This window comes from Amycolatopsis sp. CB00013 (assembly GCF_001905755.1).
In the GTDB taxonomy this organism is placed as follows: domain Bacteria; phylum Actinomycetota; class Actinomycetes; order Mycobacteriales; family Pseudonocardiaceae; genus Amycolatopsis; species Amycolatopsis japonica.
Genome location: NZ_LIWC01000005.1, coordinates 484,129 through 507,545, shown reverse-complemented (window position 1 = coordinate 507,545; position 23,417 = coordinate 484,129). Strand labels below are relative to the sequence as shown.

Here is a 23,417-nt window from a genome sequence, read left to right as displayed (position 1 = left end):
CGGAGCGCCCGGAATTCCCGGGTGTTTCTCGAGGATGAGCGACACTTGTTCAGGCCGTACAGAGCATGCGTCCGAGTAGAGCAGTGGCACTTTGGGGTGTCAACGAACGTCCGCGCTCTGAGACCGCGCCCCTCTCGCGATCAGAACCAGTGCAGGCAATGCGGCGGACGCTCGGTGCGGAACAGAGCGTCGGCCGCCGCCGCGGCCCCCGAGTGATGGGCGCGGATATGGCCCGCCCGCACGAGTGTGCTCGGAGTGGTGCCGCCGAGATAGATCGAGCCCAGATCGCTCACGTCGAGGGACAGATCGGGTTCCCGCTCCGTCGGGACACAGGCCGCCTCGCCGTCCCGGACGGTGAGCAGATGGCGGCCGTGCTCGCCGAGCGCCGGGTCGCCGACGTCGAGGACGAGCTCGCCGTCGGCCGACCAGCCGCGGGCGGTGAGCGCGCGGGGGACGTCGAGCAGCCGCACCCACAGCCAATCCGTGTCGCCGCCGAGCTCGCCGGCGCGGAAGTCTTCGAGCTGCCAGCGCAGCGGATCGTCGAGCGGGCGGTGCTTGAACACGACTTCGCTGACGAGGTCGTGCCCGAGCAGGAACCTGGCCAGCGCCGTCGACACCGCGTCGTCGGTGGCGATGGTCTCGTCGACGGTCAGGGTGTCGGGTTCGGTGAGCGAGTAGGAGGCGTAACCGTCCGGGACGCCGTCGGCGTCGCGATGCACGGCGACGTACCGCGATGCCCGGGAGATCGGGGGTTGCCCGGCCCCCGCCTCCCACCAGCCGTGCGGGCGCGACAGCGCGCCGGGCCTGGCGCGGCGATACCGGTCGTAGACCGCTTCCAGGATCTCGCCGCAGTCGGCCCGGCGCAGCAGTTCGATCGAGCCGGTGGCCACCTCGGCCGCCCGAGGGACGGCGAGGGCGGCCCGGTGGCGCCGCACCGTCAGGCGCCGGGTGTAGGTCGCCGGCCCGTAGCCGAACCGGCGGTAGATCAGGGCCTCCGACGCCAGCAGGACGGAGAGGAACTCGCCCCTGGCCCGGAAATCGGCGAGCTGATGCCGCATCATCGCGCTGAGCACGCCCTGACGACGGTGCGAGGGCAGGACGCCGACGGCGGTCACCCCGGCGGCCGGCACGACGACCTCACCGGGCAGCGTCAGCTCGAAGGAGTAGGCGGCGGCCGTGCCGACCGGCCGCCCGTCCTCGGAAACCGCGAGCAGGCCGCGGTCCATTTCGAGCGCGGACCAGGTCTCGCCCGCGGTGTCCGGGAACCGGGCGAACGCGGTGAACATGGTGTCGACGAAGACGGCGCGGTCGTCGGCGGTCGTGGAACGGATCTTCATGGGCACAGTGCATTGCCGTTCCCCGGCGGCGTCAAGCGATTTGCGGTTCGAGGAACCCGGCGTACCGGCCGCCGAGCCGGGCCAGTTCGCCGTGGCTCCCTTCCTCCGCGATCCGGCCGCCGTCCAGGAAGACCACGTGGTCCGCACGCTCGACGGTCCGCAGCCGGTGCGCCACCATCACCACGGTCCGGCCCGCCATGAGTCGCTCGATCCCCTCGTGGACGGCCGTTTCGTTGACCGGATCGAGTGCGGAGGTCACCTCGTCGAGCAGCACGATGGGCGCGTCCTTCAGCAGGGCGCGCGCGATCGACACGCGCTGGCGTTCACCGCCGGACAGCAGCGCGCCGCCCTCGCCGACGTTCGCGGACCAGCCGCCGGGCAGCCGTTCGATCACCTCGTCGAGGCGGGCCGCCGTCGCCGCTGCCCGCACCTCGGCGTCGTCGGCGTCCGGACGGCCCAGCCGGACGTTCTCCTCGATAGTGCCATCGAACAGGTAGACGTCCTGGAACACGATCGCGATGCGGGACATCAGGTCGTCGGTGCTCATCATGCGGACGTCCACCCCGCCGACGCGCACCGCGCCCGAATCCACGTCGTGGAACCGGGCGAGTAGCTGCAGCACAGTGCTCTTCCCGGCGCCCGAAGGTCCGACGAGGGCGAGCTTCTGTCCTTCGTGGACGGTCAGCGACAGGCCGTCGAGCACCGCGCGGCCGCCGCGGGTGAAGGCGGCCGACTCGAACTCCAGATCGTGCCGCTCCGGCCGGACCGGTTCCGGCGGTTCCGGCAGCGGTTCGGTGCGCAGCAGCGCGTCGAGCCGTACCAGCACCGAACGCGCGCCGCGGAGTTTGCCGCCGATGTCGGTCAGCGAGAGCAGCGGATCGGCGCAGCGCGCGGCCAGGACGAGGATCGCCACGACCTCGGCGGCCCCGATCTCCCCGCCGAGCGCGAGGAACGCGCCCAGTGTCAGCAGGACGGTGAACAGCGCCTGCACCGTGAACGTCAGCCCCACGACACCGGGCAGCGCGGACAGGGTGGACCGGCGGTTCGCCCGCTGAAGGTCCCGCAGCGAGTCGTCGAGCAGCCGGAATCGTTCCTCGGCCCGCCCTCCGGCGCGCAACACCGGCTGGGCCTGCAGATACTCGATCACCCGGCCGGTCGCCTCGGTGCCGCGCCGGGCGGCCTCCTCGTCGGTCGCGGCCGACGAACGGCCCGTCCGCACTTGGATCACCGCCACGACCGGGACGGCGATCAGCGCGGCCAGCCCCAGCCGCCAGTCGAAGGCGAGGATCACGAACACGATCGTCAGCGGGGTGACGCAGGCGGCCACGAACGGGGCCAGCAGATGCGCGATCACGCCCATCGCCTGCAGGACACCGGGTCCGGCGAGCGCCGACACCTCGCCGACCCGGTTCCCGCCGTACCAGCCCATCGGCAGGCGGGCGAGATGGTCGCCGAGCCGGTGGTACATCCCGCGCAGCAACGTCGTCCCGGCGCGGAAGCCGGAGAGATCGGAGCGGTAGCGCAGGATCGCGAACACCGAGAAGGCCGCGCCGAACGCGATCAGCCACGGGACGGCGTCGCCGGGAGTGCTCCCGAGCAGCGCCCGCAGCAAGGGGACCAGCAACGCGTAGGACAGCCCTTCGACGATCCCGGTCACCGTCATCAGCGCCACGGTCCGCCGCACCGGTGGGGCGTGGTCGGGGCCGAGGATGCTCAGCAACATCCGGATCATCGAGGTTCCCCCTGTGGTTCGGCGGCGTGCTGGGAACGCCAGAATGCGGCGAATTTCCCGTTCCGGGTCAGCAGTTCCGCGGGCTTCCCGCGTTCGGCGATGACGCCGTTCTCCAGTAGTACGACGGTGTCGGCGTCGACGACCGTTTCCAGCCGGTGCGCGATGACCAGGATCGTCCGGTCGGCCCGTGCCGTCGCGAGAGCCCGGCGCACGGCCAGTTCGGTCTGCGGGTCGGCGAACGCGGTGGCCTCGTCGAGCACCAGGACGGGCGTATCGGCGAGCAGCGCGCGGGCCAGCGAGATCCGCTGGGCTTCCCCGCCCGACAAGCCGGTTTCCTCGTGCAGCACCGTTTCGTAGCCGCGCGGCAGTTCGAGGATCCGGTCGTGGATGTTCGCCAGCCGGGCGGCGCGCACGACGTCGTCGAGATCGGCGTGCGGCACGGCCAGCGCGATGTTCTCCGCGACCGACGCGCGCAGCAGGCGGACGTCCTGGAAAACGAAGGAGACCTTGCGATACAGCTCCTCGCCGCTGATCTCGCGCAGATCGACGCCGCCCAGCAGAATCGTTCCTTCCGTGGGGTCGAAGAACCTCGGCAGCAGAGTGACCAAAGTGGACTTACCGCCGCCGGACGGGCCGACGAGGGCGGTGACGGTGCCCGGTTCGAGTACCAGGTCGATGCCGTGCAGGACCTCGCGGTCGGCGTCGTAGCCGAACCGGACGTCACGCAGCTCGACTCGATGCCCTTTCGGCACAAGGGGATTCTCCGGCTCCGGCAGGGGTTGCACACCGAGCACGTCGCGGATCCGGCCGGTCGCGCGCCGGGCGGCCTGCAGTTCGTCGAAGCCGTGGCCGAGTGCGGCCACAGGGGCGGTCAAGCCCAGGCCCAGCACCAGGAACGGCAGGAGATCGACCGGGGCGAGGCCGCCGCCGGTGATCAGCAGCGTGCCGCCGATCAGGACCACCAGCAGGACGAACGGCGGCGACAACGCCAGCTGCATCCCCGCCGCCGGCCCGGCCATCCCTCGTACCCATCGGGTGAAGGTGGCGACGAAATCGTCCGCGGCGGTGCGGAACCTGCGGTGGGCGCGGCCCGCTCCGCCGAACGCCTTGACCACGGCGATGCCCTGGACGAATTCGACGACCGAATCGGAGATCCCCGCCATCCCGCGATCGAACTCCTCCTGCTCGCGAAGCCGGGAGGGCGTCATCATCAACGGGACCAGCGCCACCGCGAGGACGACCGGGATCAGCGTGATCAGGGTGAGCCGCCAGTCGATGGTGAGCAGGTAGCCCAGTGACACCAGCGGGACGACGAAGGCGGAGACGAGTTCGCCGGGGGTGTGGGCGATGAACGGGTGCACGGCGCCGACGTCCTCGCCGACGACCTTGGCCAGCTCACCGGTGCGACGCCCGGAGAACCAGCCGATCGGCACGCGGCCGAGGCGTTCGGCGAGCAGACGGCGGAAGGTGAGCTGGACCCGGCCGTCGAGCAGATGCCCGATCCCGGACGACGCGGCCGTGAGCACCAGCCGGACGAACAATCCGGCCGCGCCCACGATCACCGCGGTCCAGACCCGGCCCTCGTCGACCGGGCCGGGCGCCAGCAGCGCCCGGCCCAGTTCGACGACCGCGAGCAGCGGCGCCAACCCCGAGATGGCGCCGATGATCTGCAGGACGACGACGGCGGCGAAACTCCCGGCGAACGGACGCAGCAGCCGGGCTGTCGTAGGCGCCGTCATGATTCGGCCAGCGCGCGGCGCAGGACGCCGCCCAGTTCGTCGATCTGGCGGCGGGACACCTCGGCGGACAGGATCGCCTGTGACCCGTGGAAGGTGCCCGGCCAGTGGTGCAGCTCGACCGAAACCCCCGACTGAAGCAGACGGAGGGCGTACTCGATGTTCTCGTCGCGGTTGGGGCAGAGCTCGGCGGAGGCCACGTACGCGGGCGGCAGCCCGGAGAGATCGGTGGCCCGCGAAGGGGCGGCATACGGCGACGGTGCGGGCTTTCCGGCCAAGTAGTGCCCCCACGCGGCGGTGATCTTCGCGCGGTTCATCCACGGCGTGTCGGTGAAGTTCCGCGCCGACCACGACTCCTGACGGTCGTCGAGTCCGGGCTGGTTGAGCAGCTGGAAACAGATCCGCGGGCCGTCTTCGTCGCGGGCACGCAAGGCCGTCGCCGCCGCGAGCCCGCCACCCGCGCTGTGCCCGCCGATCGCGATCCGGTCGGGGGAGACGCCGAGTTCGGCCGCGTGGTCCGCGGCCCAGTTCAGCACGGTGTAGACGTCGTCGAACGCGGCCGGGAACGGGTTCTCCGGCGCCAGCCGGTACTCGACCGAGATCACGGTCGCGTCGGAGGCCTCGGCGAGCCGCGCCGCCCAAGGGTGCTCGGTCTCCAGGTTGCCCATGACCCAGCCGCCGCCGTGCAGCCAGATGATGGCGCCCCGCGCCTCCCGAGGGCGGTAGATCCGGATCGGGACGCCGGGGTCGCCGGGTACGGTCCGGTCTTCGACCTCCATGGCCGAGGTGTCGGGCCGCGGCACCGACATGGCCAGCTTCGCGAGCTTCTCGCGGTCCGCGATCGGGTCGTCGAGGTTCGCCGCGGGGAACAGGGCGATGAAGGCTTCGAGTTCGGGGTCCATGACGACGATCTTTCCGGCTTCGGGGCCGGAAGGCGGCCGCCATCCGTCGCGTGTGATCGCCCCTTCGTGCGACGATCGCCGCGTAGGCTCGCCGACATGGAGGCATTGGCCGCGCGGTTGTCGCATCTGGATCCCGACGTCGAGGGCGCGATCCGGGTCGTGATGTTCTACGACACCCTGATGCGGCGCCGGGTCGACCTCCCCGCGCTCGCCCGCGCCACCGCGGGCCTGGCGGAATGCGCGGCGGGTATCCGGCTGCACAGCACGGGACGCACCATCCGCATGGCCCCCGACGGACGCGAAGCCGCTCCGGCCTCCGTGCCCGCGTCCATCACGATGGCCGTCACCCTCGACGACGAAGAGATCGGCACGGTCTGGCTGGAACGCGAGGGGGAGGCCGCCGCCCTCGACGAAGCGGTGCTGGACCGCCTCGCGATCGCCGTTGCGACGGTCGTCGAACGCTACGGACCGGCCCGCACCACCATGGCCGATCCGGCGCTGGTGGAACTCGTGATCAGCTCCGCCAGCGACGCCGCCGCCAGGAACCGGGCCTTGCGGCTGCTGGGCTTCCCCGGCGACGCGCCGATCCGCGTGATCGCCGTCCGGTCCGGGCTCCCGCTCGAGAAGATCGGGGGCCTGATCTGCCACGGGCGCCCGGTCAAGGCCGCGTCACTCGGCGACGTCGGCATCATCCTGGCCGCCGCGGTGGATCCGGCCCGGTTCCCCGAAGACGTCCGCGCGGGGATCGGCGACGCCGAATGCCCGCACCGGTCCTGGCTGGACGCGACGACCGCGCTGCGGTTCACGACCGCGCGCCGTCCGGTGATCCACTATCGCGACCTCGGCGCCCTCGCGCTGCTCGCGCGGATCCCGGAAGAGGACACGCGGGCCAACGCCGACGTCGTCGCGATCACGAAGCTGGCCGCGGATCCGGAGGACCTGCGGACGCTGGACGCCTACTGCGCCACGGGTTCCGTGCGCCAGGCCGCCGATTCCCTGCACCTGCACCACAGCAGTGTGGCGCGGCGGCTCACCCAGATCGGCAAAAGCCTGTCCGTCGACCTGACCGACCCGCTCGGCCTGACGCGGGTGAGGCTCGCCCTCACCGCTTGGCGCCTGCTAGGCGAGTGACTACCTAATGATCTTCGCCCGGGCCCTCGAAATAAATAGGTAGCCCACGCGAACTTTCGTCGGTTTCCGGCTTCCCTTGGCACGACACAGAATCAGCGCGTTCGTCCCCACTGAAGCGGCCGGATCCCCGCCGCAGAAATGAGTCGGAACATGCGACTGCGCTCTCTTGTCCTGCTCGCCGGCACCGCCTTCATGGCGCTGCTCGGCTCGACCGCCCCCGCCGCGACCGCCGCCGAACCCTCGGGCGTGCAGCCGATGATCATCGGTGGTCAGTACGCGCAGAACGCTCCCTGGGCGGCCCGGCTGTTCGTGAACGGCCAGCAGAACTGCACCGCCACGATCATCGCGCCGCAGTACATCCTCACCGCCAAGCACTGCGTCGCGAGCAGCGGCAGCTACACGTTCCGCATCGGCAGCCTCGACCAGCAGAGCGGCGGCACCATGGCCACCGCGGCGAGCATCACCCGCCACTCGGGCGCGGACCTCGCCATCGTGCGGCTGACCAGTTCGGTCAACGCCACCTACTCGCCGCTCGGCACCACGAGCAATGTCGCCGTCGGGCAGAACGTCCAGGTCTACGGCTGGGGCGCGACCAGTCAGTGCGGTTCGGAGATCAACTGCCAGTCCCGCTACCTGAAGGTCGCCACCGTCCGGGTCAACTCGGTCAGCTGCAGCGACTACAACGGCGGGGTCGCGGTCTGCGCGAACCGCGTCGACGGCATCACCGCCGGCGGTGACTCGGGCGGTCCGATGTTCTCCGGTGGCCGCCAGGTCGGCGTCGCCTCGACCAGCGACCGGTCGAACAACACCGCGTACACCAACATCACCCGCTACCGCAGCTGGATCCAGCAGGTCGCCGGCGTCTGACCCTCCTCGTGAGTGGTGAGGATGGTTTCCACCCCGAAATGCCACTCACGACCACCGGGGTTGGGCACCTGAGGTACATGAAGGCCCCCTTCCTTGCGCCAGGCGCAAGGAAGGGGGCCTTCATGTACTGGGGGCCTTCAACGCGCCGCCGTGGTGATTGCCGTGGTTGCTGGTGCAGGTGAGCTGCAGCTGGCGATCTCTGAGGGTAGTGAAGGCCTCCTTCACTACCCTCAGAGTAGGCAAGGAGGCCTTCACCGCCCCGACCCGTTATCGGCCACAGCCAGATCCAGTAGGTACTTAAGGCACCCTTCGCTCCCACCGTCCTCACCACGCACGAGCGTTAACACCGAACCGCAGCCTCCTATTTGTCAATTGACACTCAACCCCGGGCCGATCGGCGCGATAATGTGGCGGTCGGCGCCGTGGGTCGGCGCCGTGGACCTTGGGAGGGGGCCAGTGGCGCGACCGACGCGGGCTCTCGACCGCACGATCGTCGTGGTGGACGTCGTGGGGTTCACCGCGCCGGACCGCAACCGTCTCGACCGGCTCGCCGTGCACCAGGGCATGTACGAGGTCTTGAAGATCGCGTTCGCCGAAAGCGGTATCGACTTCGATTCGTGCGCGCACGAGGACCGCGGTGACGGCGTCTTGATCCTGCTTCCGCCGGGAACGACCAAAAGCCTGGTCGCGGACCTGCTGCCGGACCGGCTCGGCGTCGCCCTCCGCCGGTACAACCACACGCGGACACCGCAGGCGCAGATGCGGCTGAGGGTGAGCCTCAACGCCGGCGAAGTGATCGGTGACGACAACGGCTGGGTCGGGGACGCGGTCGATATCGCTTTCCGCATTCTCGACGCACAACCGGTGAAGGAGGCCTTCGCCGAATCCGATCGGATGATCGCCTTCATCTCATCGGAGCGTTTCTTCGCGGACGTCATCGAGAAGGACCCGGGCTTGTTGCCCGAGTTGTACCGTCCGCTACCTGTTTCAGTGAAGACGTTCACCGGAATGGCTTATTTACGGCTGCACGGGGAAGCCATCGTGGATTCGGTGGTGGTGCGCGCCGAAGAACTCTTTCCGGCCGACCTGGCCGGTCCCGTTCTGGAGTTGGTCCCCCGCAAGGATCTGGTGGGCCTGCGTCGCCATCTGACCGGAATGAGAATCCCGAATCTGGCGATCATGGTGAGCCGTGCGCTCGGCCCCGCGGTCCGGCCGCCGCGGCTGGACGGCATCGCCGACGCGTGGGAAGCCTTTCAGCTGCTCACGGACTTCAACGCGGGACCGGACGGGATCCCGCCCGCGCTCACCTTTCTCGGGCTGCTGGCCGAAAACGCGGGAGGCGAACCGGACGCGATGATCGAGGGCTGGCTGGCGAATCAGGCCCGGTCCCTGCGGCTCGCCCCGGCGCTCGGGCATCAGCGGCTGACCAGGTCACCGATTCCGGACCGACCCCATCTGCATTTGATGATCATGCTCGAACCGGTTTCCGCTGATCCGACGCGGTGCACACTCGCGTTTTGGAGACAGGACGACCCGGAGGTCTGGCCGCCGTCGCTCGGCGGCGTGCGTGAAATCGGAATCGAAGAAGTCGAGCTCAGGGTCGATGACGTCATCCTGGAGACCGAGGGCGTCTGGTCCGGCCAGAGCATGTCCGCGTCGGTGGAATTCCTCCTGCCGAGGACGTTGATCAATTTGCCGGTGCAGCGGTGGGCGAAGGAGCATGAGACCGGTCAACCACAGCCGTTGCGCTACGGGTACCGTCTCGGAATACGCTCTTTGGAGAGGATGCGGGCGAGGCATTGGCATCGCGCATGGCATGTTCGCTGGGATTCGATGGTGAAGGACCCGGCCGCCGACCGGCTGCACTATTCCGGTCGCCCCGAGGTCGGGGATCACCCGATCGACGCCATACTGAGCGACGAGCACTGGGTCGGCCTGGTATTGGCGAAACCCCCGTCGCCCCAAGCGAAACCGGACGGCTCGCCGGACGAACTGACGAGCGCGCTCCGCAGTGGCCTCCCGGTCGTGCTCTGGCATCCGGACGCCGAGCCGGAGACCCTGCGCGAGTTGCTCGACTGGGTATTGGCCGCGGAGAGCGGATTCAACGAACTTCCGGATCGTCGCAAGCTGGCGAATTCCGGTATGGCGGTACCGTTCAAGAATTCTCTGGCTCACGATCTGGTGGTAATGTGGGACGACCCCAAACGCGTGATCGTTCTGGACCAGCCGTTGATCCCGACTCGACTGTAAGGGGATACCGCGGATGAGCGGGAACGATCAGGACGCGGCCGTGGACGGCCGGACCCCTCGGCTCGACGCACCCGATTGGTGGATCTACCGGGGCACCGGTATGCCCATTCACGACATCGATCTCGCGCAGTTGCTGCCCGCGCCGCCGCCGTGGCGTTCCTATCGCGGTGATCCCCCGCCGGAGAACGACGTACCGCCGCCGGACGACGGCGAGGCGGAGCGCCGTCTCGGTACCGCGTTCACGCTTTCGGAGCAGGACGCCGACGCCGCCGAACTGAACATGGTCAACGCGGCCCTGTACCTGCGGCGCCCGTTGCTGGTCACGGGAAACCCGGGAACCGGGAAGTCCAGCCTCGCGTACCGGATCGCCAGGGAACTGGGGCTGGGCAGGGTGCTGCGCTGGGCGATCACCAGTCATACCGCGCTGACTTCCGGGTTGTACGGCTACGACGCGATCGGCCGGGTCCAGGCGGCCGCGACCAGTCAGGCCCAGCGCGGAGACGAGGTGGAGGAACCCCCGATCGGCGATTTCGTCCGGCTCGGCCCGCTCGGCACCGCGTTCCTCCCCAGCAGGTTGCCGCGGGTCCTGTTGATCGACGAACTCGACAAATCCGAGGCGGATCTGCCCAACGATCTGCTTTCGATCTTCGAGGACGGCGAATTCTCCATCGAGGAATTGACCCGGGTGCGCAACCGGCATCCCGAAGTCACCGTGCACACCGCCGACCCGCAGCGCACCGCCGTGGTCCGCGACGGCCGGATCGCCTGTCACGCCTTCCCGATCGTCGTCATGACCAGCAATGGGGAGCGGGAGTTCCCGCCCGCGTTCCTGCGCCGGTGCCTGCAGTTGCGGATCGAGAATCCGGACGAGGAGCAGCTCGCCGCGATCGTGGCCGGTCATCTGGTCGGCGAGAACGGCGAACACCGCGACCGGCTCATCCGGGAATTCGCCGAACGGAGCAAGGCGGAAGGCGGGCTCCCCACCGACCGGCTGCTCGACGCCGTCTATCTCGCGACGTCGGGCGCGTACCAGCCGGATCAGGAGGCATGGCCGCGGCTGGTGGACGCCCTGTGGCAACGACTGACGGTGCGGTGACATGGAAGGGCCGGGCGGTGTGTCCGACTCGCGTTCCGCCCCGGTGGCGGACCGGCGGGACACCGGTTTTCCGCATGCGGGCAAGCGGTTCGGATTCGAGGAACTGAACTGGACCGACGTCGCCGACATCGTGTGGCTGGCCGCGGCCATTTCGCCGCGGCAGGCCGAGGGAGAGTCCGCGCCTGCCGAGGAGCCGCCCGAGGAAGTACGGATCCGCAACGCACCCGCCGACCGCGGGGAAATCCCGGAACTTCCCGAGCCGGGGCCGTCCCGCCTCGTGGACGTCCCGCCGGAGGCGGAAGACGAGGATCAGGTCGTCGCGATCGAAACCGTACCCGGTGAGCTGCCGGAACCCGCGGTGGACGGCGCCGGGCCCGGGGGAGCGGTACTCCTCGAATCACTGGAGTACTTCCGAGCGCTGAGAACCCTGAAACGAGAGATGGCCTCGCGGCGACACAACAATGTGGTCCTGGACGAAGTGGCGACCGCCGTCCGGGTCGCGGAGACCGGCCGGTGGTGGCCGGTCACCCGATCGAGAAAAGAGCGCTGGCTGGACCTGACGCTCGTCCTCGACAACGGTCCGTCGATGGCCTTGTGGCGCCCCAGGGTGTCGGCTTTCGTCGAATTACTCCGGCAAGTGGGTGCTTTCCGTACCATCCAGGTCCGCCTGTTGGAAACCGCTAAGGACGCCGAAGAGAATCTCGTTCTTCGTGGTGGCACGCCCGGCGCGCCCGCCCGCGATCCGGACGAAATCCTGGATTCGTCGGGACGGCGCGTGGTGTTGCTGGTGACCGATGGAGTGGGTGACGCCTGGCAGAAGAAGGACGCGCTCTACCCGATGTTGGCCCGGTGGGGCAGGAAGATGCCGGTGAGCATCGTGCACCTGCTCCCGCACTGGCTGTGGGGCCGGTGTGGGATGAGCCCGCACAAGGCGCGGTTGCGCGTGCCGAACGCGGTGGCGCCCAACGGCAGATGGAAATGCGACCTCGCGGACGCCTGGCTCGAACCGGGCTCGAAAGTGCCCGCTCATCTCGTCCCGGTGCCGGTCCTCGAACTGCGGCCGAGGTCGCTGGGCTGGTGGGCCGGACTGATGACCGGCGAAAACGACGGCACCGTGGAAGGAACCGTCGTACTCGCCACGGAACGGATTCCCCAGTCCGATTTCGATGACCCGCCGGTAACTTTGTCACCCGCCGAAAGAGTGCAACGATTTCGCAGTGTTGCGTCGCCGCCGGCGCTACGCTTGGCGCAGTTACTCGCGGCGGTACCGGTCCGTCTCGACGTGGCGAAGCTGGTGGGACAGGAATTCGTTCCGGAAGCGGGCCCGGAACACCTCCTCGAACTTTTGCTTTCGGGGATGATGTACGCTCCCGCACTCAGGGAGGGCAAGTCCACTTGGGACACAGACGGGGTCTTCGCTTTTCCCGAGGCAGTCCGGGAACTGCTGCTCAGCGGCGCGCGGCGGTCGGAGACGGCCAAGGTCGTCCGAGTGGCCGCCACCCATTTCGGTGACCGGATCCGGTTGATCTCCCACCTCCGAGACGCCATCGCCGACCCGAACAACACACCGGACCCAGACCTCACCCACGAGTCCCCGGCCGATGTGGAGCTGGAAACCGCGCTCATGCGAGCCCTTTCCGGGCCGTACCTGTCCCGAGCGGATCGGCTGCGCAACGCCGCGGCAAGCCAAGTCCTCCCCATACACGTATCTGAATCAAAGACTGAGAGCTCAATGATGCCTGAGACGGCCGAACGTCCACCTGCCTCGACACCTGTGACACAGGGACGCTCGTCTTATCTCAGTGAGCCCGAAGCGAACGAGCCGACGACCCGGATCGTGCACCCTTCGGCGGCGGAAACCTCCCGGAACTTCCCCGACCGTCAGGCCGACGACCCGCCACTGGTCTTCGGCAACGTTCCTCCACGGAACCCCAACTTCACCGGCCGCGACGAATTGCTCGACCAGCTCACCAAGAGATTGAGCAGTGGTACCACCGCTGTGCTTCCTTCGGCGCTGCACGGTCTCGGCGGTATCGGCAAGACCCAGATGGCCGCCGAATACATCTACCGGCATCTCCAGGATTACGACCTCGTCTGGTGGATCGACGCCGCGCACACCACTCAGATCCGCGCCGGTCTCACCGAACTCGCCGGAATCCTCGGCCTGCACGGCGCGTCCGAAGCCAGTGTCGCGGTGCCCGCGGTCATCGAGGCCCTCCGGACCGGACGTCCCTTCCGCCGCTGGCTCCTGGTCTTCGACGCCGCGGAAAGCCCGGATACCGTGCTGCCGTTCTTCCCGCGCAACGGTCCTGGCGAAATCCTGATCACCTCGCGCAACTCCGACTGGGCGGGGATCGCGCGCCCGCTGGAACTCGCGGTGTTCAAAAGAGAGGAAAGCGTCGAGCTGCTCGGCCGTCGCGGCCCGGAGATCGACCCGGCCGACGCCGAAGAACTCGCTGAGAAGCTCGGCGACCTGCCCTTGGCCGTGGAGCAGGCTGCTGCCTGGCGCGCGGTGACCGGGATGCCGGTACAGGAGTATCTGCGTCTGTTCGACGAGTCGGTCGAGGAAATCCTCGACACCGCTTCGGCGCCCGACAACGAGGTATCCGTCGCCGCAGCGTGGAACGTTTCGTTCGAGGAATTGAAGACCCGCAACCCGGCGGCGCATCAGATCCTGCACATCTGCGCCTTCTTCTCCCCGGAACCGATCTCGCGTGACCTGCTCACCGGCGTCAACCGGGTGTCGATCTCGCCCGAGCTGGACGCCGCGCTCCGTGACCCGATCAAACTGGCGCGCGCCATCCGTGACATCAACCGTTACGGCCTCGCCAAGATCGACCACGGGAACAACACGCTTCAGCTGCACCGGCTGGTGCAATTGGTGCTGCGCAACCGGGTGATGGCCCGGCAGGTGCACGCGCGCATGCAGCACGGCGCCCACCAGTTGCTCGCGGCCCTGGACCCCAACGATCCCGAGTCCAGCAGGCACTGGTCACGCTACCGCGAACTGCTGCCGCACGCCTACGCGGCGAACGTCCTGGACTGCGACAACGACTGGCCGCGTCAGCTCTACATCAACCTGATGCGTTACCTGTTCGAGTACGGCGATCACGAAGAAGCGGCGAGGCTCGGTCTCGAAGCGCGCAAGCGGTTCACCGACGCCCTCGGCCCCACTCATCCGCAGACCCTCGAAGTCTCGTCGAGGCTCGGGCTCTATCTGTGGGCGATCGGCCGGTACTCCGAAGCCGCGGAGCTCAACCAGCGCACCCTCGCGCTGCGTTTGCAGATCTCCAGTGAAGAGAACGAGGAGACCTTCGCGCTTCAGCGGAACATCACGATCGATCTCCGGGCTCAGGGCGATTTCGCGGGAGCGACCAAGCTGAGCGAAGAGATCTATCACAAGGCCAAGCGGATGTTCGGTGAGGACGACCCGGAGACGCTCTACGCCGCGTATCAGCACGCGATCAGCCTGCGGCTGGCCGGCGCCTACCGGGAGGCCTTGGAACTGGATCAGGACACCCTCCGGCGACGGATCGAGGTCCTCGGCCGCGATCACGTCCGCACCTTCAGCGTCAACAGTTCGGTGATCGTCGACCTGCGCGAAGCCGGCGAATACGGCCAGGCCCGGATTCAGCAGGAGAGGCTGACGGAGAATTTCACCGCCCGCTTCGGCGGAGAGCAGCTGGACGCGACCGTCAACTCGTTCCTGCTTTCGGTGACCAGGCGGAAGGACGGCGACCACCCCGGGGCGCTCAGCTTGTCCACGGAGGCCCTCAAGAGGTTCCGGCTCGCTTATGGCGACGACCATGGCACGACGATGGCCACGGCTCTCGCACATTCGATCGATCTTCGTCACTCGGGTGATCTGGCCGCGGCGAAGAAGCTGGGTGAGAACACCTTTGAGCGGTTCCGCGGCGGTCTCGGCGAGCATCATCCGCACACTCTCGCGGCCAATGTCGACCTGGCGGTGACGTTGCGGCTGATGGGCGACCCCGCGGCCGCCCGCGTCCTCGACGAACGCGCCCTCGAGCAGTTCCGTGCCACCATCGGCCCGGACCATCCCTACGCCATCATCGCCGCGATCAATCTGGCGAGTGACCTGGCAGCGGTGGGCGAGCTCGACCGCGTGGTCGAGCTGGGGCGAGACGCGATCGAACGTGGCACGCAGGTACTCGGCGAGGATCACCCCACGGTTCTGGCAGCGTCGTTCAACCTCGGACTGGATCTGGCTGCACTCGGCCGGACGGAGGAGGCCGCGCCGTTGCGCGATCCGATCCTGGCGCGGTACCGCCGGATCCTGGGCGAGGCTCACCCCGGAACTCAGGCGGCCGGTCGCGGCACCCGTGCCAACTGCGACATCGACCCGATCCTGATGTGACTCAACCCGGCACGAGTTGCCCGATCCAGGAGGCGATCTCCTCCACGGTCGGCGGCCGGGGGCCGGATCGCAAGGGTCGATGCACCGCGCGGACCAGCTCGGGACAGTGCAGCAGGGCACGAGCGGCAGGGTGGAGGCCTCGGGCGGAGAGTGCGAGGCCCAGCCCGGCCAAGGAGTTCGGCCGGTCCGGATCCGCGGCGAGTTCCCTCCGGTAGCCCTCGACGGCTTCGAGGTGATCGCCCGCGGTGTACGCGATATCAGCCGCGGTGGCGCCGGGGACCGTCGGCGGTCGCCCGTCCGGTGACCGCGTCGCGCCGAGGGTGAGCCGGATGAGGTCCGTTCTGGCCGGAGACCAGCCTCCGTCCGGTACCGGTGTCGGGGGGAGACTCGTGGCGTCGAGACTCGCGGGAGGCTTCGGTCGTCCGCTGAGCCACGCCGCCGCGAGTTCGGCGACTACCGACGGGTCTGGACGCAGGTGCCGGGCCCGCCATCCCGCCAGGTGATCGTGACGGGCCGCTGTGGCAAGCTCGCTCGCCTCCGCCGATACGGGCTCGGCCTGCCATGGCCCGAGGCGTTCGGCGATGGCGTCGAGAAAGCGTCGGCCGGCATCGGTCAGCGTCGAGTCGGCTCGCAGCACTTGCAGGGTGTGCCACGTCTGCTCACGCCAGTAGGCGAATTCGAAGGCGGAGCGACGGGGACTCGTCCCTGCCCTGGCCAGTGCGCGCCAGAAGGCGGTGACACCGAAGAAAGCGTAGACACCTTGGAAGGCGCCGCTCAGGGGGCGTGGATCGTCTCGCCAGGCCACATAGATCCGCTCTCGGGGGTCCGGCTCGTACAACTCGACGAGGTGCAGCAGACCCCCGAGCACTATGTGCTGGAACTCGTGGATCAGCGTTTCGGCGAGCGACGCGCCGTCGGTGGGCAGTCCGACGACCGCGCTGCCGAAAGCTTCTCCGGTCGACGCGCTCGGATTCCGGAAGAGCACCTGGGGTTTCGGAACCAAGGACGCCAATCCCACCGGCATGATGCGGGCCAGACCGGGGAGATGGGTGGCGACCAGGCGGCAGGCCTCGTCGATCAGCCGTTGCCAATCCGCCAGGTCTTTGCCCGGTATCCGTTCCGGCGGGAGCGGCTCGTAGAGACCTCGATAGGGATCGAGGTCGTCGAGCCACAACGAGAACCGGTGCGCGCCGACCTGGCTTCGCACCCGCCGGATTCCCCACCAACCCGGGGCGTCGGAGTCCGGCGCGTCCGGCAGCTGAATCGTCGTATCGGCGTTCGACACGGAGTACCGGCCGTTCGCGCCTCGCACGAGGGCCGAAGAAAACGTTTCGGTGACCGGAAAGCGGGCCATGCCGAGTGAAGGGAGCATGGCGTCGCCGTGCCATGCCGGGATGACGGTCTCGAAGTCCAGCTCCGCCCGGATCGCCGCGGCCGCCGCGATCGCGTGCGCGTGCCCCAGGTGCATCCACAAAGGACCGACGCCGTCGATCCCGTTGCGGAGCAGTCGAGTCGTATAGCCTGCCCAGCTTCCGGTATACGGATTGGTGAGCATCCTGTTCACCGAACGGGGTACTCGTGCTTCGGCACGGGCGAGGAGTTCCCAAGCGGAGTCCAGCGGCGGTAACGGGCCCGAATGATCCGGTGTCTTGGCGGCTTCGGTCAGCAAGGCGTGGATCAACAGTTTGCGACGGCTTCGCTCGGCCCGTCGCAGTCGCCGTGCCATGTCCTCATCGCCGTCGAGACGCGCCAGCGCGTCGAAGTCCCGCCATGACAAACGGTGGAACGCGGGGCGAGAACCGGCTGATGGTGACATCAGTCGATACGCTCACCGGCCGAGCTGGCAGTGCTTCTGTAGCGTGCGCGGACGAGGGTGGTCCGTTCGACGACATGGTGCGCCGATCGGCGGAGGGCCTCACTGTCCAGCTCTCGTAACGCGGTGAAGGAGACCGCGTCGAGATCCATCAACGCCGATTCGATGTCCGGTTCTGCGTCTGCCGAGAAAGAACTCATCGTGCCGATTCCCTCCACCCCGTGAAACGGTTGCGAGAGTTGAACCTCGACAAGGATAGCCGAGATTTCGTGCCGGATCAGGCCTCGGCGGCCGGTGGTGGCCGCCCGGCCGCCAATTCCCGTAGTGCGCGAGGGCTGGTGATGGTGACGCGCTGACGCGCGGTGCGCACCACGCCCAGGCGCCGGAGTTCGTCGAGGCCCCGGATCAGGGTGCTGCGCGAGACCCGCGCGAAGCCCGCCAATTCCCCTTGGTTGAAGCGGAGATCGACCTGTTTCCCGGCCGTCCAGTCGACGGCGTGCTGCAGCGCGAGTTCCAGGAGAACGGCGGCGAGGCGTTGCGGGAAATCCGGGCCGCCGGATTCGAGACGCAGCCGGTCGGATTGTTGCAGCCGGATCGCCGCGGTCCGGAAGATCTCCTCGGCGATACGCGGTTGCTCGCGTAATACGCCGAGGAATTTGTCCCTCGGTACGACGAGCGTGTGCACCTCGTCGATCGCCGACATCGTCGCGGAACGGGGGAGTCCGCTGATCGGGGCCAGTTCGCCGACGATTTCCGCGGGACCGCGGGCGGCGAGCGGGGCGTCCTCGCCGCGATAGTTGGTGGCGCTGATCTTCACCCAACCGTGCAGGACGACGAACATGCTGGTGGGCGGACTGCCCTGGAGGGCGAGGATCTGGCCGGGTCGCCACACTTTCAGGTGGCCGGCGCGCCGGAGGGCGGACTGCTCCGCCGGTGTCAGCCGCCGCCAGGTGCCCAGACTCCCGTTTTCAGCCGCGGAGGAACCGGTCATCCTGGCCCTCCGGTTCCCCGGGAACCGGATCGGTGCTGTGTTCCATTTGACGCATCAGCCACTCCCCCGACTCGTCAGCATGGTCAGTGGGCAGAACGACCCGGAAGTTTCGAACCGCGACCGGTAATTGTGCCAGGCACGGGGTGACTTCACCAGGCCTCGGGCCGGCGACGGGGGAGGGTGTCATGCACAGTGCGGAAAGTGTCATGGGACGGCCGAAGGATCACCGCCATCTGCCGGTGGGGCAGAACCCGCGGACGCCCAAGGCGTTCGGCCGAAGACCGGCGTTCTTCGCGCCGCATCCGCCGCTGATGTCCGGCGGGTGGTACCAGGGTGACGACCACGAGGTCGTCGGGCCGGGGCGGTATCCGGTGCCCCGGCCGCCCGCCAAATCGGCGAAGGCAGCGTTGCTGTGGGCGCTCTTCTTGGGGCCGTTGGGCCTTTGTTACGTGTCACCCGTCGGTGGGCTGATCGCGACGGCGGTCTCGGTCACGGCGATCACCTTCGGCGGCGCCGCGTTGGTGGCCGTGATCTGGCCGGTCGTCATGGTGCTCTCCTTGGCGGCCTTGTCCGGGCGGCCTGACGACGACAGGAGATGACGTCCGGCCGGTTCCCGGCCGGATGAACCGCGGTGGGGGACGCTCAAGGGGGGCGGCCCCCACCGCGGTTCCCCTCGCGAGAGGCGTTTCGGTTTCTAACGAGCGGTAAGGCAAGGTGTCGTGGTCGGCGCTCGGGTCGGTGGTGGGGTGAAGGCTCCCTTCGTCGGGTCTAACGCGGTGAAGGGTGCCTTCACCGCGGTCACTCATTCGCGCCGACCACTTCGCCAGGCGGAAGAGCGCGGTGACCCTCGCCGTTCACGACCAACGTGAGACCGCACTCGCGTGATTGAAGCCGGAACTCGCGTGATCAGCGGCGGAACACCCCGAGTGCGGCCTCCAATCACGCGAGTCACGTCTCTGATCACGCGAGTTACGCCTTCACTCACGCCGCGCCTGTGTTCCCAAGTCCGTGAAGGCCTCCTTGAGGGACCCAGAGTCCCTCAAGGAGGCCTTCACGGACTTCGGGCAAGGAGGTACAGAACACTCACGAGGTCGTGACCATCCGAAAGTCGCGTCATCTTGCTCCGATCATGCAGCCCCGGGGCCGAACCCTTGAACCGATCAGGCACCTATGTTTCTATCTGCTCGATAGCCGCGTCAAAGGTGCAGTTTCGAACACGATCGAACGGGTTCAACGCAATTCCTGGAGGGCTTCGTGCGCCGTCGTACCCTGCTGAAGGCCGCTGGTGCGGCTTCCGCCTTCACCTTGCTCCCGGCGAGCGTCCGGCAGGCACTCGCCGCCGAAGCGCCGACGGGCGGGCTCGACGTCATCGAGCACGTCGTGGTGTTCATGCAGGAGAACCGGTCGTTCGATCATTATCTCGGGACGTTGCGCGGCGTCCGGGGTTTCAACGATCCGGCCGCGATCAAACTACCGTCGGGAGCGTCGGTCTTCCAGCAACCCGACGGCACGGGCACCCTGCTCCCGTACGCGATCGACGATCAATTCATGGCCGACGTCGACCACAGCTGGTCCGGCGGGCACCGGGCGTGGAACAAGGGCCGTCACGACGCGTGGCGCGCGGCCAAGGGGGTCCGGTCGCTGACCTATCACACCCGCTCGGCGCTGCGGTTCTACCACGAACTGGCCGACGCGTTCACCGTCTGCGACGCCTACCACTGCTCGGAAATGGGGCCGACGAACCCGAACCGGATGTACCTGTTCACCGGCAAACTCGGCTACGAGCCGGACGGGACGACCCGGGCGATCGGCAACGCCGCCTGGCAGAACCCCGGGCACACCGGCTACACCTGGAAGACCTACGCCGAGCGCCTCCAGACCGCCGGCCGTAGCTGGCGCGTCTATCAGGAATGGGACAATTACGGCGACAACTCGCTGGACTATTTCAGCAGTTTCCTCGCCGTCGGCACCAAGGCGCTGTCGAAGGTGAAGGACTCCGCGGGCAAAGCCTTCCCGAAGCTGGAGTACTTCTACTACGCCCTCGATTCGGCTTCGGCCGCCGAGCGCACCCGGCTGCTCGACGGATTGGCGGCCGGTGTGGCGACCCTGACCGCGGCCGAACGCGCGATGTACGACCGCGGGCTGGCGCGGGTCGCGCCGAAGCAATTGTTGAGTGCCTTCAAGGGCGATGTCGACGCGGGCAGGTTGCCGTCGGTGTCGTGGATCGTCGCGCCGGAATCCCAGACCGAACATCCCGCGTGGGGCCCGAACACCGGGGCCGATCTGGTGAAGTCGATCCTCGACACGATCGCGTCCAAACCCGAGGTGTGGAACAAGACGTTGTTCCTGCTGACCTACGACGAGGACGGCGGTTTCTTCGACCACATGCCGCCGCCCGCGCCGCCGGTTTCCGACGACGAGGGCAAGAGTTCCGTCGCCACGACCGACGAATTCGTCTCCGGTGAGCCGATCGGGCTGGGCATACGGGTGCCCATGTTCGTGATCTCGCCGTGGAGCCGGGGCGGGAAGGTGTGTTCGGAGGTCTTCGACCACACTTCCGTGTTGCGCTTCCTCGAACAGTGGAGCGGCGTCGCCGAGCCGAACATCTCGCCGTGGCGGCGCACCGTCTGCGGTGACCTGACTTCGGCGCTGGACACGACGTCGCCGAGCGCGACCTATCCGGCGCTGACCAAACCCGTGCCGACCAGTGGACCGTGGAACACCCAGCCGCAGCCGCCGTCCGTGCAGAAGCTTCCCGTCGCGGAGACCGGAGTGCGGGCCGCGCGCCCCTTGCCGTATCAGCTGACGGCTTCAGGACGGGTGACCGCCGAACGATTCTGGATCGACTTCGCCAACACCGGAACGGCGGGCGCGCACTTTTACGTGTACGCCAACGCGTACCGGACCGACGGGCCGTGGCGCTACACCGTAGGCGGGAGCGCGACGCTTTCCGACTATTGGCAGGCCGGTTCCCCGGACGGCGCGTACGACCTCACCGCGCACGGCCCCAACGGTTTCCTGCGCCGGTTCGCGGGCAACCGGATCACCGCGACCACCGGCGGCAAGCCGAATCCGGAAGTCGTGCTGCGGCCCGGTTCCGGCGTCGTGTACCTGAAGATGACCAACGCCGGCGCCGCTTGCGAACTGACCGTGCGGACCGGCAACCGGGGCGGTGGACCGTGGACGTACACGGTCGCCCAGGGCGCGACGGTCGAGGACTGGTTCAGCACCGAAGGCGGCATGGGTGGCTGGTACGACCTGACCGTTCAGGGACCGGACGGCTTCCTTCGCCGCTTCGCGGGGCACGTCGAGACGGGCGTCGAAACCATCAGCGACCCCGTGATGGGCTCCGGGCCGCTCACGGCCACGGTCCGTTCGGCCGACAGCCAGGAGACGGTGGGGGAGAACGGCGCCGCCGCGAACGCCGTCGACGGGAATCCCGCCACCCATTGGCACACCAAATGGTCCGGCGGGGAAGACCCGCTGCCGCACGAACTGCAGCTCGATCTGGGCGCCGCCCGCACGGTCACGGGCTTGGCCTACTTGCCGCGTCAGGACGGCTCCGACCACGGGCGCGTCGGTGGCTACGAAGTCCATCTGAGCACGGACGGCTCGACCTGGGGAAGTCCCGTCGCCGCGGGTACTTTCGCGGACGACGCCGCCCGTAAGACCCTGCGGTTCTGGCCCACCCGGGCGCGTTATATGCGGTTCCGTGCCCTCACCGAGGCGGGCGGACGCGGGCCTTGGACGTCGGCGGCCGAGGTCACCCCGCTCGGCTGGATTTGACCCGAACGGGCAGAACTCCTTGTCCTCAAGGGAAAGATGCGTGACGGACGCTGAGGTTGCTTTTGTGAGAGCAGTGTCATCGTGACGCATCTTTCCCGCCCTGCCGGGCATCTTGCCCGGTGAGTGATCCACCGCAGGGACGACCGGGGAGAAGATGATGAGCCACCGCAAGCTCCGACCGAACATCGCACGGCTCGCGAAGGGAATCGCCGCCTGCGCCGGTGTGCTCGCCGTCGTCGCCTGCAGCAACCCAGGGGCTCCCGCCGCCGCCCCGCGAACCTCCGCGCCCGTCGGTGGTGGCGGTGTCGAGACCTCCGCCGCGCCGACCGCCACCTCCGTGCCCACCACCACGGCCAAGCCGCCCGTCACCACCGGGAAACAGGCCGGCTCGGGCGGAAATCCCCGTTGTGCCACCACGGATCTTTCGCTCGCGCTCGGTTCTCCCAAGCCGAGCCCGAATTCGTCGGGGCAGCTCGACGTTCCGTTGACCTACAAGAACACTTCGTCGCGGACGTGCGCGCTGTACGGCGTTCCCGGCGTCGACCTGAACGGTCCCGAGGACCCGAACGGCCCGGTCTACCACCTGCCCCGGATCGACAACGGCGTGAAGTACAACGACGTTCCGGCGGGATCCACCGCGACCGCGACCATCACGATCCTGAAGCCCGCCGACGACTCGGCCACGTGGACGCCGACGCGGGTGACGACCATCCCGCCGGGGCAGACCCAGCCGCTCACCGCGAACTGGCCGTCGGATCTTCCTGTGCTGCGCCAGGATGCCGCGACGCGTCCGGGGACCTACGTGAACGGGATCCTGTCCGATCCCGCCTGAGCCTCGCCGCGATCACTCCAGTGACGTGTCGCCGAAGTGTTCGAGCAGCAGCCGCAGGCCGCCGATCAGTTCGGCCCACTGCGCCGGTTTCAGGTCGGGCAGGAGGTCGGCTTCGTTCTCCAGGTGGAGGACGAAGACCTCGTCCACGACCTGACGTCCCTTGCCGGTCAGCCGGATCTTGACCGAGCGCCGGTCGTCGCTGTCGCGCACCCGCTCGACCAGGCCCTTGGTCTCCATGCGGTCGATGCGGTTCGTGATCGCCCCGGACGTGACCATCGCGGCCTTGAGCAGCGCGCCGGGCGTCAGGCCGTCGGCTTCCCCGGAGCGGCGGAGCGTGGTGAGCACGTCGAACTCCCACGACTCCAGGTCGTGCTTGGCGTTGAACTCCTTGAGCTTCCGGTCGAGGATCCGCGAAAGCCGCTGAACGCGCCCGATCACCTCGGCGGGCCAGAGCTTGTCTTCGAGGTCCGGCCGCTCGTGTCGCCAAAGCGCGATCACCGCGTCCACCGCGTCGGCCATGACGTCCTCCAATCGTCTCAACATTAAGAGACTTGACATTGACAGAA

General features: G+C 68.4%; 16 protein-coding genes. 8 read left to right on the top strand and 8 right to left on the bottom strand.

The genetic code is table 11. The annotated features are described in order from the left end of the window. Positions 1-140: 140 nt before the first annotated feature. From AMK34_RS32400 to AMK34_RS32385, 4 genes are read right to left on the bottom strand one after another with little or no spacing between them, the layout of a single operon-like run. Positions 141-1,337, bottom strand: coding sequence for a GNAT family N-acetyltransferase (locus AMK34_RS32400; protein ID WP_073847884.1), 1,197 nt, complete (start codon positions 1,335-1,337; stop codon positions 141-143). Between the two features lie 31 nt (positions 1,338-1,368). Beyond that, on the bottom strand, positions 1,369-3,069 hold the full coding sequence (locus tag AMK34_RS32395) for an ABC transporter ATP-binding protein (RefSeq protein ID WP_073847883.1): 1,701 nt from the start codon (positions 3,067-3,069) through the stop codon (positions 1,369-1,371). Then, complete coding sequence (locus tag AMK34_RS32390; protein ID WP_073847882.1) at positions 3,066-4,808, bottom strand: ABC transporter ATP-binding protein; 1,743 nt, start codon at positions 4,806-4,808, stop codon at positions 3,066-3,068. The genes AMK34_RS32395 and AMK34_RS32390 overlap by 4 nt, the downstream gene beginning before the upstream one ends. Further along, positions 4,805-5,707, bottom strand: a complete 903-nt coding sequence (locus AMK34_RS32385; protein ID WP_073847881.1) for an alpha/beta hydrolase — start codon at positions 5,705-5,707, stop codon at positions 4,805-4,807. Before AMK34_RS32385 ends, AMK34_RS32390 begins: the two co-directional genes overlap by 4 nt. Positions 5,708-5,803: 96 nt before the next feature. Between AMK34_RS32385 and AMK34_RS32380 the strand changes: the two genes are divergently transcribed. From AMK34_RS32380 to fxsT, 5 genes are all read left to right on the top strand, one after another. Next, positions 5,804-6,838 (top strand): PucR family transcriptional regulator, encoded by a 1,035-nt coding sequence (locus AMK34_RS32380; RefSeq protein WP_073847880.1) that lies wholly within the window; start codon positions 5,804-5,806, stop codon positions 6,836-6,838. Positions 6,839-6,988: 150 nt separating this feature from the next. Further along, positions 6,989-7,705 carry a S1 family peptidase gene (locus AMK34_RS32375; protein WP_037346286.1) on the top strand — a complete coding sequence of 239 codons (717 nt, stop codon included), beginning with the start codon at positions 6,989-6,991 and terminating at the stop codon, positions 7,703-7,705. A gap of 150 nt (positions 7,706-7,855) precedes the next feature. Beyond that, positions 7,856-9,955: a VMAP-C domain-containing protein gene (locus AMK34_RS32370; RefSeq protein WP_241832911.1), complete on the top strand. Its 2,100-nt coding sequence runs from the start codon at positions 7,856-7,858 to the stop codon at positions 9,953-9,955. 13 nt (positions 9,956-9,968) lie between these two features. Beyond that, positions 9,969-11,051: an AAA family ATPase gene (locus AMK34_RS32365; RefSeq protein WP_073847878.1), complete on the top strand. Its 1,083-nt coding sequence runs from the start codon at positions 9,969-9,971 to the stop codon at positions 11,049-11,051. A gap of 1 nt (position 11,052) precedes the next feature. Further along, complete coding sequence (gene fxsT, locus AMK34_RS32360) at positions 11,053-15,429, top strand: FxSxx-COOH system tetratricopeptide repeat protein (RefSeq protein ID WP_083650068.1); 4,377 nt, start codon at positions 11,053-11,055, stop codon at positions 15,427-15,429. Between the two features lies 1 nt (position 15,430). Here the strand turns inward: fxsT and AMK34_RS32355 are convergent, their stop codons facing one another. From AMK34_RS32355 to AMK34_RS32345, 3 genes are read right to left on the bottom strand one after another with little or no spacing between them, the layout of a single operon-like run. Next, positions 15,431-17,245, bottom strand: a complete 1,815-nt coding sequence (locus tag AMK34_RS32355) for an HEXXH motif domain-containing protein (protein WP_073847877.1) — start codon at positions 17,243-17,245, stop codon at positions 15,431-15,433. Beyond that, positions 17,245-17,460: a hypothetical protein gene (locus tag AMK34_RS32350; RefSeq protein WP_073847876.1), complete on the bottom strand. Its 216-nt coding sequence runs from the start codon at positions 17,458-17,460 to the stop codon at positions 17,245-17,247. Before AMK34_RS32350 ends, AMK34_RS32355 begins: the two co-directional genes overlap by 1 nt. A gap of 59 nt (positions 17,461-17,519) precedes the next feature. After that, positions 17,520-18,233, bottom strand: coding sequence for a Crp/Fnr family transcriptional regulator (locus tag AMK34_RS32345; RefSeq protein WP_037346295.1), 714 nt, complete (start codon positions 18,231-18,233; stop codon positions 17,520-17,522). Positions 18,234-18,418: 185 nt separating this feature from the next. Here AMK34_RS32345 and AMK34_RS32340 point away from each other — a divergent pair, with 185 nt between their 5' ends. The 3 genes from AMK34_RS32340 to AMK34_RS32330 all read left to right on the top strand — a co-directional run bounded on the left by AMK34_RS32340 (position 18,419) and on the right by AMK34_RS32330 (position 22,851). Continuing rightward, complete coding sequence (locus AMK34_RS32340) at positions 18,419-18,832, top strand: hypothetical protein (protein WP_073847875.1); 414 nt, start codon at positions 18,419-18,421, stop codon at positions 18,830-18,832. 655 nt (positions 18,833-19,487) lie between these two features. After that, on the top strand, positions 19,488-22,019 hold the full coding sequence (locus AMK34_RS32335; RefSeq protein WP_073847874.1) for a phosphocholine-specific phospholipase C: 2,532 nt from the start codon (positions 19,488-19,490) through the stop codon (positions 22,017-22,019). A gap of 157 nt (positions 22,020-22,176) precedes the next feature. Further along, positions 22,177-22,851, top strand: a complete 675-nt coding sequence (locus tag AMK34_RS32330; RefSeq protein WP_073847873.1) for a DUF4232 domain-containing protein — start codon at positions 22,177-22,179, stop codon at positions 22,849-22,851. A gap of 12 nt (positions 22,852-22,863) precedes the next feature. Here the strand turns inward: AMK34_RS32330 and AMK34_RS32325 are convergent, their stop codons facing one another. After that, positions 22,864-23,370, bottom strand: a complete 507-nt coding sequence (locus tag AMK34_RS32325) for a MarR family winged helix-turn-helix transcriptional regulator (RefSeq protein WP_038518375.1) — start codon at positions 23,368-23,370, stop codon at positions 22,864-22,866. Positions 23,371-23,417: the final 47 nt, after the last annotated feature.